This is a genomic window from Mycobacterium colombiense, assembly GCF_003284935.1.
Taxonomy (GTDB): Bacteria; Actinomycetota; Actinomycetes; order Mycobacteriales; family Mycobacteriaceae; genus Mycobacterium; species Mycobacterium arosiense_A.
In genome coordinates this window covers 1-12,094 of record NZ_QMEV01000040.1, presented here as the reverse complement: position 1 = coordinate 12,094, position 12,094 = coordinate 1, and the positions used below count along the sequence as shown (strand labels likewise).

Below are 12,094 nucleotides of genomic sequence, written 5' to 3'. Positions count from 1 at the left end.
CAAACAAACCTTGATCTACGCATTATCCGTTGTTATTATCGGGTTATGCGTAGTTCTGCTCCGGCGCTGTTCCCGGTGTTCCGCTCCCCGGCCCAAGCCCAGGTCCTGGCTGCCACGCTGCTCCATCCCGACTGTGAACGGACCATCAGCGACCTGTCCCGCCTCTTGGGTATACCGCTGGCGACTGTCTCTGACGAAGTCACCCGCCTCATCGACGCGCAGATCCTCGTTTCCCGCCACGTCGGGCGCGCGAAACTCGTGCGGGCTAACCCCCATAATCGCCTCGTCGCCCCGCTCACTGAAATCGCTTTAGCGACAATGGGTCCGCATCTCATCGTGAGCAACGCTTTCGCCGACGTCGCCAACATCGACCTGCTACTCATCTTCGGGTCATGGGCCGCCCGCTACCACGGCCAGCCCGGACCGCCCCCCAACGATCTGGACATCCTGGCCGTCGGCAACCCTGACCGCGCCGCGGTCTACCAGGCCGCCGACAAGGTCCAAGAACTCACCGGCATGCCAGTCAACCCCGTGATCGCTTCCCAGGAACGCTGGAATGACGACAACGACCCCTTGATGACGGAGATCAGATCGTCGCCACGCGTCGAGGTGAGTCGGTCATGACCTGGGAGCAGGGTCAAGATGATGTGGCCGCCGCGCTACGCACGGGCGACTTACAGCAGGTGACAGGGGGCCAGGCCGCCGGTGACGGCTGGATCGCTGACGCTCAGCGCAAAGTTGAGACAGCCCAGGCCATCGCCGATATCGACCCGCACACGGCCTACGTCACGGCCTACGACGCAGCGCGCTTTGCCCTCGTTGGAGTACTCGCCCACCAGGGCCTACGCGCCACACAGAGGGGCGGCCACGTGGCCGTCGAGCGCGCCGTGCGCGCCCAGTTCGGGGCTTTATTCGTTGATTTCGGGACGCTGCGCCGGCGTAGAGCCGAGCTTGAGTACCCGTCGTATCCGGGCGTGGAAGTCCGCAGCAGCGAGGTCGTCGAGGCATTGAACGCCGCCGCCCACATCATCGACAACGCCGTCAAACTCCTTCCACACCTCACGATTTACACCGCGCCATGACCACCCGACGCACCCCGTCCATCAAGAGGCAGTGTCGCCGAGCACGCGCCAGGCCCCTCGTGAGCCGACCATCGCGACTCAAAGCGGTTTCCATTGTCGGCAGATGCTGGGACAATGCACCTATGGGGACTAAATCGAAGCTGCAGATCGACACCCAAGAGTTGGCGTCCGCGGGCGGTAAAGCAACGCAGACGCTGACCGGTAGCGCCGCGCCGACGTTCGCCCCGCCACCGCCTGCCGCCGCGTCCAAACTCGACGCAGCGCTCGTTGGTGTGATCGCGAAAACCGAAGCTGTACGCACGAACGTGGACACCCAAGACTCGCTGTGGGCCACCAAGCAGCAAGCCGCACTCACCCAGTCGCCACCCGTTCTGGCCCAACAGGACCAACACGCCGCGCAGGACTACAACCAGGTCCAGTTCCCGACGCCGGTCATGAAACCAGGCGGCGGATCCAACCTGCCACGAACCATCTAGCCAGGAGTTTGCACCATGTCGATCGCCCCACCGGCCCAACCCGCGTGGCCGCCGCCCCCGCCGCTGCAGCGGCGGCGCCGCTGGCCGGCGATCGCCGCAGCCGCAGGCGCCGGCGCAATCATCGCCGGAGTCATCACCACCCTGGTCACCATCGCCGCCACACCCGGCCCGGCCAACAACAGCGCGCCAGCCGCGGTACCGACGGTCATCGTGACCGCCTCACCCCCAGCGCCACCAGCCCCACTGCCGGCCGCAGAGGCGGACAAGAAGACCTGCCAAGGCTGGGCAATCACCGACGACCTGGTCACCACCGCGGCCTCGGGCCTCAACGTCATCCCGCAGAACATGCCGTTCACCGACCCCGCCGTACAGGCCAACCCCACCTGGAAGGCAGCAGTAGACCGCGCCAGCCAGCTCTACGGCCAAGCCGCCGAAACCCTCGCAGGCCAGATCGCGCCCGGCACCAGCCCAATGCTGGCTGGGTTCGCTGACAGCACCGTCAGCGCGCTACGCACCCTCGCGGTGGCCTACAAGACCTCCGACCCCACCTCAGGAAAAGTTGTCGACATGTTCACCGCCGGCCGCGACTCCCTCGATTGGGTGTGCGGACGATGACTCAACACCACACCGTCGACATCGCTTTCCCACCGCCGCTGCCTCCGCCGCCGGATCCAGGGAAGTGGCCGCCCCCACCCGGGCCGCCGCCACCGCCTCGGGGCGGGTCGCGGCGGAGCTGGCCCGCCCTCGCCACCGCCGCCGCGGCGGGCGCGGTCGTAGCCGCGATCATCGCCGCAGTGATCACCATGCAGGTCCGCGACACCACGCCAGCCGCCGCGCCGACGCCCGCGCCCGTGACCAAGACCGTTCAGCCGCCGGCGCCGGCGGCCCCGGCACCTCTGCCGACCGCGCAAGCAGACCACCAGACCTGCTACCAAGGCTGGGACTCCGCCGACCACTACGCCAACATGGCGCACGATGCACTGCCGGTATTGCCTAAGGACGTCAAGATCGGCGATCCCGCGATCCAGTCCAATCCGGATTGGACAGCCGCCTTGCAAAAGTCTGGCAGCCTTTACCAGCAGGCTAGCGATGCCTTGCGCTCACAGATTGCGCCGGGCACGACGCCGGTCCTGCTTGAAGCGTCAAACACCGCAGTCAAAGCACTGCAGACGTTAGGAACCGCTATCGCCACCGGCTCGCCTGCCAATGGCAACGCGTTCGGCATCGCCGACGCCGCCGCCAAGGAAGTTGGCACTCTGTGCAATCGCTTGGCACCTTAGGCCGAAAGGACTGGAATGGCTTCTGGCGCTGGCGATCCCGCAAAACCTACTACTGAGCACTCGCAGGCGATCTTGGGGACGTCCTGGCCGTTGCAGATGGCCTCCGCGTGGTCGGCTTATGCGGAGAGCTTCACGGGCGCGGCAAACAAGTTATTCCCTGAACTCCATACGCAGCACGACATCCGCAGCATCGTGGCGCCGATGGAGGGCGCCTTTATCGATGCGGCCCGCAGACTCGTCGACGGTCGTCAGACGACGCTGGAGAATCGTATTGAGGGCTACCGTTACCTCGCCAAGAGAGCGTTGTGGGCCTCGGGCGAGATCCATGCCACTAAGGCCGATTTGGTCGAAATCGTCAATAAGGCCGAAGAGGACATCAAAGCCGCACGCGAGGCCGCCGAAAAGGCCAAGCAGGCGGCCACGGCCGTCCCGGGTGCTGCTGCAGCGATCGACGCTCAGCTCAAGGCGGACATCGCTTCAATCGTTGCCGGCGCCGCGGGTCTGGCCCAGGCGCGCGATGCCGAGGGTGCAGGGAAGATAGCGACATTGGCGGCCGATGTCGGCAAGTGGGCGGTGCCGTACGGCAACCCAACACTGCCCGAATCCGGCGGCGTCCCCGGCGTCGGCGCTCCTGCGCCTGCCGCACCAGCTCTACCTGCGCCTCAAGGCGGTGGCCCTAAGGTCGAGTCCGTTCATAACGGCACCGGGCTAAAAGATAGCCCGGATACAACCCAGTTCAACAAGGGTGACACTCCGCAGTCGCAGCAGCAGAATCAGGTGCAGCAGACCGCGTTTCACAAGCCGGATGGAACTGATCAGAACGGGACTAACCCGAAGCAGGCACCGGCTGCTCCGCAGATGGGATCGGGCGGTAGCAATCCGAGTTCGGTGATCGGGCAGATGATGAAACCGATCTCGTCGGGGGCCGGAGGAGGCGGGTCGCCCGCGTCGATGGGGTCGATGATGTCGCCGGGATCGGCAGCTGCTGGCAACGGTATGGGTAACCCGGGTGGGATGAATCCTGCTGGGGCACAAGCCGGGCAGTTCCCCAACGCTACCGGCGCGGGCACTGGCGTCGGGACCGGCACCGGCGCGGGCGCGGGGGCCGGTCGTGCGCCGGGGTTGGCGGGGTTGGGGTCCGGTATTGCTGAGACATCGGCGCGGATGGCGACTGGAGCGGTCAGCGGTGTCGCGAATGGTCTTGGCGCGGCGGCCAATGTGGGTCACCAGGTCGCGCAGAATGTGGCCGCGGCGGCGGTGCCGGCTGCTACCACTGTCAGTTCGTCCGCGGTGACAACTCCTGCGGCTGCCGCACCCGGCGTTGGTGGTGCCCCGATGGCGATGATGCCGTCGGCCGCCGCGGGTGCGACACCGGTGACTCCGGTGAGTAGCACGGGGCCGGTCGGTCCTGTGACGCCGTCAACGCCCGCGGGCGGTCCGCCAGGGGGTAGTGGGCCGCCCCCGGCGGCGGGCGGCGCGCCGAATGGGGCGCAGGTGGCGCCGTTGGCGATGCCCCAGCAGCATGCCCGTATTCAGGCCATCGGTGCCGACGGTGCCAGCGGTGAGGTGTTGTTCCAGCAGGCCATGGACGCCGGCCATGACGTCATCGGGGCCATGCTGGCCCAGACCCTGGCCCAGGGCTATATCCAGACTCATTACGCGGTCTCGCTGATTTACGAACGCACCGGGGGAGTGACGGCGTGGCTGGCGACAAGCGAGGGTCCCTCGAGCATTCCGCTGGGGGTACGGGTGCCGCAGGATGTGCGGTTGGCGGTCACCGATCCGGTCGTGGGTCGCGAGCTGTGGGAGGCCAGCGCCGCCGTCGGAGGGATCAATCCCCTTGATGTGGTGGTGCGTCACGCCCAAGCCCGTGAGATGGCCGCTCCAGGTGCACGCGTGTTGGCGATCGCCTCATCGCTGCCTATGCAGCAGATGACCGACTGGACCCATCAAGTCAATGCGCGGGCTGTCGAGGTCAACCCTCGCGACGTCTCGCCGACCACCAACCCAGGCGGGCATTTTGTGCATCGCTGCCAAGTCGCGATGCCGTGGGAGTGGCGGCAGGCCAACGCTTTTGATGAGCAACAGCGGTTGCAGGTCGCGGCCCGGCACATGCACATGGCGGCCCTTTCTGGTCACCTGCACGGGGCTGCGAGCGAGAAGGTTATGCGGCTGTTCGAGGAACGCAAACCGATCGGTGAGGAGCTATGGGCGCAGGTTCGCCAAGAGCGGTTCATGGCGCTGATCGAATACGAACAGGCCATAGGCGGCCAGGGCCATGGCGGATCAGAGCCAGCGTTGTCCTTGGCGACGGTGCGGGCCGCTGAAGTAATTGAGTCGTTGCGTCACTACGACACCGCGGAGGGGTGTGCGGACTTGTTGTATGCGACGCGGTTGGCCGGCGCCCCGTTGAGTCCCGCGGCCGCCGTCGCCTGAGCAGGGGCGTGTGGCGGGTGGAGTACGGCAGCGAGTGTTGGCAGAAGGCGGCAACCGTCACCTATGTCGAACGGCGCCGCAGCTGCGCGGAATCGATTCTCGATCGGTCGCGGCGGGGCGCGTTGGAGGTTGATGGCGCGACCAACTCGTCGAACGCGAACAGCTGGATGGAGGTTCTTCCCGAATGTTGGACCCGCACTCAGCCTTGACGTCAGGCGGCGCTCGCCTTGCATGCCACGCCGATCCTGCTGCGGCAGTGTTGAATTCGCCGAGGAGTCGTTGAGTGCCGCCCACTTCATTGCTTGACGCGGCACTGCCGGCGACTCCGGTAGTCCCTGCGGTCGATGAGCGTTGGGTTGCACCACCAGCTAGCAGCGTGCGTCGACAGCAGACCGTGTCGACGCCGGCGGCCACAACGACGATGGCGGGCGCCCGCCACGCGTTCTGGCTCAACCCTGATGATCGCAACGCTCATCAGGCGCAATTCCGTGTCCGACGGCCCGATACCACCGCAGGCCCGAGCGTGCTGCTTTCAGTGACCGTTGAAAGCACGAAAACCGTTGTCACCCAGCGCGGATCTGATAAGTCCGGTTTCTTGTCGTTCGAGCTGCGTAGCGACACCGCGACGATGACGGGAACATTCACTTTCACACGGGCCGGCATCGTAGGGGCCAAAGTTGTTGACGCACTACCGAGCATCGAGCTACTTCAGGACTTTCGGGCGCCGAACGTGTTACAGGTGTCCTGGGCGTCGGGGGAGTTCGTCGACTTCCAGGAGCTCCCGCCTTCGGACGAAATGTTCCCGGAATCGCTGATGGAGTACTTGCGCGCGTTGGCGAGCCTGCAGCCATACGCGGGTACGCCGGTGGTGATTCCCGACTTGAGCAGGGTGAGCCGCCGGGACGCGCGAGCTGTCAAAGACGCTGCCCGCCTGGTCGCAGGCGACACAGTCGAGGGCGAATGGGAAGCCTTCACTCTGGCGCCGGGAACAGCCATCGACCCCAGGGCGCACTACGAACTGATCATCGTTGAGCCGCTAATCGTGCCCGTCGGCACACACACCTACACGCTGGGCGCCATGCACACACACTTGCCTTCGGTACGGTTCGGCGTCGACGACGAACGCCTGCGGGCCGAGCCCTTCCTCAACGACACGATGCGGCGGACCTTCGCGCCAGGGGAGCCGGTACCGAAGCGCTCTCATCGCCCCGTGAAAGGCAGACCGGTCGGCTTCATCGACCACCCCGAAGCGAGCGCGGCGTCGGCAGAAGCTGAGGAGCCTGAAACGTTGCCTGAGCGCGACAGCGTCGCGGTGCATGCGGCGCTGCGTACACGCGTCTTGGTCGATGCGCTGGCCGAACCGGTGTCACTGCGGCTGGCGTTGTGGCATGCCGTCGACGAAAGCCCGTTCGCGACACGGCAGCAAGCGTGGGCTGATGCCGCGGCGGCGGTGCGGTCGCTGGCCGCCGACGGCCTGATCACGCTCACAGACGAGACCACCGGCGACGCGCCGCCGTTGGCCGACGAACAGGAACACCTCAACGCCGTTTTGGACACAGTCACCGCGGAGGTTGAACAGGGCGGGCGGCCAGCGTGGACCGAGGGTCCCTGGCTCACCTTGACCGCCAACGGTCAACAGGCGGCCTCGCAGTTAGCGCCACATCCTGAGCGGCCCGCGACGAGGCGCCGGCGGCGTTTGCATGCCGCGGCCGCCGGGCGCAGCGCGCGCAGTGATAGCTCCGAGCGTGTCGACGAAATCCTGGCCAATGAGGTGTGGAAATAACCGCGGTCATCGTCGACGCCGGGCCGTTGATCGCCTACGGCAACGCCGGCGATAAACATCACGAGACGTTCCTCGATTTTCTCGAAACCTATTCGGGCCCTTTCATTGTGCCCATGCTCGTCATCGCGGAAGTCACTCATGTTCTGTGTCGCGACCTAGGTGTAGTGGCCGAGCAGAAGTTTCTCAACGACCTCGATGAGGACGACTTTCAGGTGGAGCCCGTCGTCGATGAGGATTGGCCGCGGATCCGCGAATTGGTCGCCCAGTACCGAGGATTTCCGCTCGGCACGGTGGACGCATCGGTCGTTGCGACTGCTGAACGCCTCGAAATCACCCAGGTCGCGACCGTGGACCTAAGGCACTTTCGGAACGTGGAACCTCGCCACTGCCCAGCGTTCACGCTTCTGCCTTACGACGACACCTAGCCGTGTCCACGCCCCTTAATGTGACCTTACGATACTCTTACTTTTCTTAAGTTTGGTGTACGGTCGCTCGTCATGGGCTTGAGAGGCCAGCAGCACGCCTTTGCGTTCGGGGCGGTCAAACAACCCGTTTGGGGATCGACATCCCGCACGACCGAGGGCCCAACGCGTTGATCGGCAACCAGAAAAGGAGAAGCCCGTGCACGACTCAGCCGGGACGAATATGGACTTTGAGCAGCGATTGTCAGTGATGACCGCCGCAGCGTTGCAGCGACGATGCGTGGTTCGTGACGACTTGCTCGCCGTGCTAGCAAGCAGTGACGATGACCTGCTCGATGTGATCGCCGCGGCGGCACGGGTGCGGCGCAAGTTTTTCGGCCGGCGGGTCAAGCTCAACTACCTGGTGAACATGAAATCCGGTATGTGCCCGGAGGATTGCGGGTACTGCTCGCAACGACTCGGCTCAAGCGCTGAGATCCTCAAGTACTCCTGGATCAACCCCGATGAGGCCGCCGGCCACGCGCGCTGCGCGATGGACGCCGGCGCCAAACGCATCTGCCTGGTCGCCGCCGGCCGCGGCCCCGCCGACCGCGATATCGAGCGCGTCGCCGACACGATCGCCGCGATCAAAAACTTCGCCCCGGCAGTGGAAGTGTGCGCCTGCCTGGGATTACTGAAACAGGGGCAAGCCGACCGGCTGCGTGAGGCCGGCGCCGACGCGTACAACCACAACCTGAACACCAGCGCAGAGAACTACGCGCGGATCTGCTCAACCCACACCTTCAACGACCGGGCCGCCACCGTCGCCGCTGCCAAATCCGCTGGCCTGTCGCCATGCTCGGGCGCCATCGTTGGAATGGGCGAATCCGACGACGACATCGTCGACGTCGCACTGGCATTGCGCGAGCTCCAGCCGGATTCGGTGCCGGTGAACTTTCTGATCCCGTTTGAGGGCACCCCGATGGGTGGACATTGGGAATTGACCCCGCAACGCTGTCTGCGCATCCTGGCGATGTTCCGGTTCGCCTTCCCTGACGTCGAAGTGCGCATCGCCGGTGGACGCGAAATACATCTGCGCACACTGCAACCGCTGGCCTTGCACCTGGCCAATTCGATGTTCCTCGGCGATTACCTCACCAGCCAAGGACAGCCCGGCCAGGACGATCGGGCGATGATCACCGACGCAGGCTTCGTGATCGAAGGCCTCGAGGAACCCGCGCTGCCAGTCGAGCGCCACGACCTTGTCATCACCCGCCAGCGCGGTGCCGGCACCACCACTCCGGCCAACACCTAAGCCGTTGATGACGTCGCACCACGAGATGAGCCCAATCGTGTCGCACAACCCGGTGATCATTGTCGGTGGCGGCCCCGTCGGATTGGCCGCCGCCCTGGAACTCGCCAGGTTCTCGGTTCCCAGCGTTGTTGTCGAGCGCCATGATTCGACGTCGTGGCATCCCAAGGCGCGCAATCTGAATGCGCGGACGATGGAGATCGCCCGAGGGTGGGGAAGTGTGGTGTATCAACGGCTGCGCGGCATCGATACCCCGCCGGGCTGGAAGAGCCCGATGAGGTATATGGACACGATTGTCGGCCAGCAGGTGGGTCAGATCGAGACGGGAGGTTTCGAAGGGCCCGGGCCGGCGATCAGCCCGGTGCTGCCGATCATGTCGTCGCAGGATCTGACCGAAGCCATCCTGCGCGACGCGGCACGGGCCACGGGCATCGTCGACCTTCGGTTCGGTCACCAGGTCACCGACATTCTGTCCGGGTCACGCGAGCACGACGTCGAGGCGCCCGTGGCGGTGCGCGTCACCGCCACGGGAGACACCTACACCCTGGCCGGGGATGCGCTGGTGGCCGCCGACGGTGCCGACAGCACGGTACGTCGCCAGCTGGGCATCGCCTTGAACGGCGAGCAGGGCATCCACCATTTCGTCAACTGCTACTTCCGCGCCGATATCGAACACCACGTCGGAGACCGCCGGGGAGTCGTGTTTTTCGTCGCCAACCCCAACGCCGCCGGTCTGCTGCAACCACTGGACGCGCGCGGGCGCTGGCTGTGTCAGATCGGTGTGTCGCCTGACCAGTGGGTGCGCGAGCTCTGGGACGCCGAACGGGTGAGGAGCTGGGTCCGCGGCGCGGTCGGGGTTCCCGATCTCGAGGTTGAGGTGAAAGGCGTTGGGCTGTGGCAGATGAACGCCGCGGTCGCCGATCGTTGGGTCCAAGGGCGCGTGGTGTTGTGTGGCGATGCGGCCCACCAGTTTCCGCCCACCGGGGGACTGGGAGTCAACACCGGCCTGCAAGGCATGCACAACGCCATGTGGAAGTTAGCCCTGTGCGTGCGCGGGCTGGCTGGGTGGTCGTTGCTCGAGACCTATGAGCACGAGCGGCGAGAACCTGCGATCACCACCATCGAACAGTGTTTGCAGAATCACGGCAATCTCGCGCGGCTTGCCGCGGCTTACTACTATCCGGCCAGCAGTGACCTAAGTGCCCAGGAGGCCGAGCGGGCCAGTCGACGCTTCGGTAATCATTTCGGCGTCGAGTTCGGCACCGCGTATCGCTCGACCGCCGTCATCTCCGATGGCACACCGGCTCCCGAGGTCGACGACGACTACAGCGACTACGCGCCCTGCGCGACACCGGGCTGCCGGGCCCCACATGTCTGGCTCGGCGCCGAGTCTGAACCGGTCTCCACACTCGATCTCTTTGGCGCCGGGTTCACGGTGCTTACCGGTCCAGGCGGGACGATCTGGCGAAAAGCAGCCGCGGTTGCAGCTCGAGAGCTCGGCGTGCCTATCGCCAGCTACGCGATCGGCGATCCGGGATTGGCCGACCACACCAACACGTTCTTCGACCTTTATGGAATCGGCTGCGACGGGGCGGTCCTCGTGCGTCCCGACGGGTATGTCGCCTGGCGCAGCTCGGCCGGCTGCTGCGACGGCGCGCCGCTCATTCAAGCCGTCGAACAGATCCTGGATCGCCGCACGTAACTGGACTTTCCGGGGACCAGCGAACACGAAAGGTTGCATGTGGCAGACCATGCGGTAGTTGTTGCCGGCGCGGGCCCGACCGGGCTGATGCTGGCCGGTGAGTTGGCGCTGGCAGGAATCGACGTTGCGATCGTCGAGCGCCGCGGCAACAGCGATGAGTTGATCGGCTCGCGCGCGGGCGGGATGACGTCGCGCACGATTGAGGTTCTCGATCAGCGCGGGATTGCTGATCGATTCCTGTCGCAAGGATGGACGGGCCAGATCGGGCACTACTCAGGGATTTCGATCGACATCAGCGACTTGCCCACCCGGCATAACTATGGGTTGGGGCTGCCGCAGTACCGCATCGAGGGCATCCTGGCCGACTGGGTGAGCGAGTTGGGGGTGCCGATCTATCGCGGCCGCGAGGTGAAAGGTTTCACCCAAGACGACGCTCGTGTCGACGTCGAGATCTGCGACGGCCCGCCGCTACGGGCCGCATATCTTGTCGGGTGCGACGGAGGACGCAGCGTCATCCGCAAAGTCGCCGGCATCGAATTCCCGGGGTGGGATCCATCGATGAGTTGCCTGCTCGCTGATGTCGAGATGGACGATCACCCGCCGTGGGGCATGCACCGACACGGCGGATTTCATTCATTCTTCAAACTCGAGGATGGCGGGCCGGTTCGGGTCATGGTCGCCGAACCGCATCTCGAGCAAACCGGTGAGCCTACCTTGCGTGAACTCAGGGATGCGCTTATCGCCGTTCGCGGAACCGATTACGGAATACGCAGTGCCATCTGGGTTTCCCGGTTCACCGATGTGACGCGACAAGCGGCGTACTACCGGGACAGGCGCGTGCTTTTAGCCGGCGACGCCGCGCACGTGCACTTCCCGGTCGGCGGGCAAGGCCTCAACACCGGTATCCAGGACGCGGCGAACCTGGGCTGGAAGCTGGCCCAGGTCATCAACACGACCTCGCCGGAACGCCTGCTGGACACCTACCAAGACGAGCGGCACCCGGTCGCCGCTGGTGTGCTACGCAACACCATGGCCCAAACCGCGCTCATCGCCCCCGGCGAACGTCTCGACGCGTTGCGCGACACCATGTCTGAGCTGCTGAACATGGACGAGCCGCGCAAGCGAATCGCCGCGATGATGTTCCCTGCTGAGTCGGCGTGTCGACTAGGTTCAGGGTTTTCTTGAGTGCAGTCTGGGGATGGCGCGGTGGCTGGTCAGCAAACCAGTCGCGGGAGGGTTTCGCTTGGCGAGCTGGCGAGTTTTCTGGATTCCGGGTGCATCGTTGGTCCAAGGTGTGCGACCACGACTGTTAGCCGGCTGGGCTGATCTCGCGAATCGCGAAGAATCGGTAGGGATTCGGCCGGGTGACCCTATCTTTTTGGCGCCGGACCGCCGAGTCGACGCGCGGCTGTCCACGTATGCCCAGACGAGAATCTTCCGCGGTTACACCGCTGAGACACGGCGCAACCATGTGACCGACCTGCGCTTATTTTTGACCTTTCTGTGGGCAAAGAAGGTGGGTTGGTGGGAAGCGACCCGTGATGATGTCGAGGACTATGAGCATTGGCGTCGGTTCGCCGAGCACAATCCTCGCCGCATCGGCGGGGCGAAGTGGGATCGTG

At 65.2% G+C, this 12,094-nt stretch carries 11 protein-coding genes and 1 pseudogene; all 12 read left to right on the top strand.

The annotated features are described in order from the left end of the window. The first annotated feature begins 45 nt into the window (after window positions 1-45). Window positions 46-624, top strand: coding sequence for a winged helix-turn-helix domain-containing protein (locus DQP57_RS26650; protein ID WP_064893906.1), 579 nt, complete (start codon window positions 46-48; stop codon window positions 622-624). After that, window positions 621-1,082 carry a hypothetical protein gene (locus tag DQP57_RS17385; RefSeq protein WP_064893907.1) on the top strand — a complete coding sequence of 154 codons (462 nt, stop codon included), beginning with the start codon at window positions 621-623 and terminating at the stop codon, window positions 1,080-1,082. The genes DQP57_RS26650 and DQP57_RS17385 overlap by 4 nt, the downstream gene beginning before the upstream one ends. A gap of 122 nt (window positions 1,083-1,204) precedes the next feature. After that, window positions 1,205-1,558 (top strand): hypothetical protein, encoded by a 354-nt coding sequence (locus tag DQP57_RS17380; RefSeq protein ID WP_064893908.1) that lies wholly within the window; start codon window positions 1,205-1,207, stop codon window positions 1,556-1,558. A gap of 15 nt (window positions 1,559-1,573) precedes the next feature. After that, window positions 1,574-2,173, top strand: a complete 600-nt coding sequence (locus DQP57_RS17375; protein WP_064893909.1) for a hypothetical protein — start codon at window positions 1,574-1,576, stop codon at window positions 2,171-2,173. Between the two features lie 179 nt (window positions 2,174-2,352). Further along, window positions 2,353-2,838 carry a hypothetical protein gene (locus DQP57_RS17365; protein WP_112634083.1) on the top strand — a complete coding sequence of 162 codons (486 nt, stop codon included), beginning with the start codon at window positions 2,353-2,355 and terminating at the stop codon, window positions 2,836-2,838. 96 nt (window positions 2,839-2,934) lie between these two features. Next, window positions 2,935-5,274: a hypothetical protein gene (locus DQP57_RS27450; RefSeq protein ID WP_276310842.1), complete on the top strand. Its 2,340-nt coding sequence runs from the start codon at window positions 2,935-2,937 to the stop codon at window positions 5,272-5,274. A 376-nt stretch (window positions 5,275-5,650) separates the two neighbouring features. Beyond that, on the top strand, window positions 5,651-7,057 hold the full coding sequence (locus DQP57_RS17355; protein WP_133259255.1) for a hypothetical protein: 1,407 nt from the start codon (window positions 5,651-5,653) through the stop codon (window positions 7,055-7,057). Beyond that, the gene (locus DQP57_RS17350; RefSeq protein ID WP_231119640.1) at window positions 7,048-7,482 is read left to right on the top strand and encodes a type II toxin-antitoxin system VapC family toxin; all 435 of its coding nucleotides are present in this window, start codon (window positions 7,048-7,050) and stop codon (window positions 7,480-7,482) included. Before DQP57_RS17355 ends, DQP57_RS17350 begins: the two co-directional genes overlap by 10 nt. A gap of 196 nt (window positions 7,483-7,678) precedes the next feature. Next, on the top strand, window positions 7,679-8,773 hold the full coding sequence (bioB, locus tag DQP57_RS17345) for a biotin synthase BioB (RefSeq protein ID WP_240631798.1): 1,095 nt from the start codon (window positions 7,679-7,681) through the stop codon (window positions 8,771-8,773). Between the two features lie 7 nt (window positions 8,774-8,780). After that, the gene (locus DQP57_RS17340) at window positions 8,781-10,472 is read left to right on the top strand and encodes an FAD-dependent monooxygenase (protein WP_081284207.1); all 1,692 of its coding nucleotides are present in this window, start codon (window positions 8,781-8,783) and stop codon (window positions 10,470-10,472) included. 39 nt (window positions 10,473-10,511) lie between these two features. Then, window positions 10,512-11,648: pseudogene (locus DQP57_RS17335) on the top strand (FAD-dependent monooxygenase); the annotation flags it as partial. Between the two features lie 22 nt (window positions 11,649-11,670). Next, a partial coding sequence (locus DQP57_RS27650; protein WP_165821834.1) for a site-specific integrase occupies window positions 11,671-12,094 on the top strand: 424 nt, incomplete at its 3' end.